This window comes from Paraburkholderia sp. SIMBA_053 (assembly GCF_046534895.1).
Taxonomy (GTDB): Bacteria; Pseudomonadota; Gammaproteobacteria; order Burkholderiales; family Burkholderiaceae; genus Paraburkholderia; species Paraburkholderia caledonica.
The window spans coordinates 1-1,292 of sequence record NZ_JAWRXU010000041.1; the positions used below are offsets into that span (position 1 = coordinate 1).

2 protein-coding genes are annotated in these 1,292 nt (G+C 64.0%); both read left to right on the forward strand.

The window, feature by feature from the left end; genetic code table 11:
• A partial coding sequence (locus SB753_RS34380) for an FAD-binding protein (RefSeq protein WP_410804488.1) occupies window positions 1-723 on the forward strand: 723 nt, incomplete at its 5' end.
• Window positions 724-747: 24 nt separating this feature from the next.
• The coding region (locus SB753_RS34385) for a succinate dehydrogenase iron-sulfur subunit (protein ID WP_408426772.1) at window positions 748-1,292 on the forward strand (545 nt) is incomplete at its 3' end.

Genomic DNA, 1,292 nt, shown 5'->3' on the forward strand with positions numbered 1-1,292 from the left:
CCGGTGGTGCCGACCATCCACTACCAGATGGGCGGCATTCCGACGAACATCCACGGCCAGGTGGTGGGCACCGCGAAGGGTCACGAGGAGCCGGTCAACGGTTTCTATGCGGTGGGCGAATGCTCGTGCGTGTCGGTGCACGGCGCGAACCGTCTGGGCACGAACTCGCTGCTCGACCTGGTGGTGTTCGGCCGCGCGGCGGGCAACCACATCGTGAAGCACGTGAAGGAAATAAAGAACCACAAGCCGTTGCCGGCCGACGCGGCGGACTTCGCGCTGTCGCGTCTGGCGAAGCTCGAGAGCTCGTCCTCGGGCGAGTACGCGCAGTCGGTTGCCAACGACATCCGCGGCACGATGCAGAAGCATGCGGGCGTGTTCCGCACCTCGGCGCTGCTCTCCGAAGGCGTGGAGGCGATCCGCGAGGTGGCCGCACGTGTGGACAATATCCACCTGAAGGACAAGTCGAAGGTGTTCAACACCGCGCGTGTCGAGGCGCTGGAAGTGGCAAACCTCATCGAGGTGGCGCGCGCGACGATGGTGTCGGCCGAGGCGCGCAAGGAAAGCCGCGGCGCGCATGCGCAGAACGACTTCGAGCATCGCGACGACGAAAACTGGCTGCGCCATACGTTGTGGTTCAGCGAAGGCGACCGCCTCGACTACAAGCCGGTGCACATGCAGCCGCTGACGGTCGAATCGGTGCCGCCCAAGGCGCGGACCTTCTAAGGCACAGATCAAAGGAATTCAGAAATGGCCAAGCGTACATTTGAAATCTACCGCTACGATCCGGACCGCGACGCGGCGCCGCGCATGCAGTCGTACGAGATCGAGATCGACTCGCACGAGCGCATGCTGCTCGACGCGCTGGTGAAGCTGAAGGCACTGGACGAGACGCTGTCGTTCCGCCGTTCGTGCCGTGAAGGCGTGTGCGGTTCGGACGCGATGAACATCAACGGCAAGAACGGTCTGGCGTGCCTGACGAACCTGAACGACCTGCCGCAGAAGATCGTGCTGCGTCCGCTGCCGGGGCTGCCGGTGGTGCGCGACCTGATCTGCGACTTCACGCAGTTCTTCAACCAGTATCACTCGATCAAGCCGTACCTGATCAACGACACGCCGCCGCCGGAGAAGGAGCGTCTGCAGTCGCCGGAAGAGCGCGACGAGCTCGACGGGCTCTACGAATGCATTCTGTGCGCGAGCTGCTCGACGTCGTGCCCGAGCTTCTGGTGGAATCCGGACAAGTTCGTGGGCCCGGCGGGTCTGCTGCAGGCGTACCGTTTCATCGCGGACAGCCG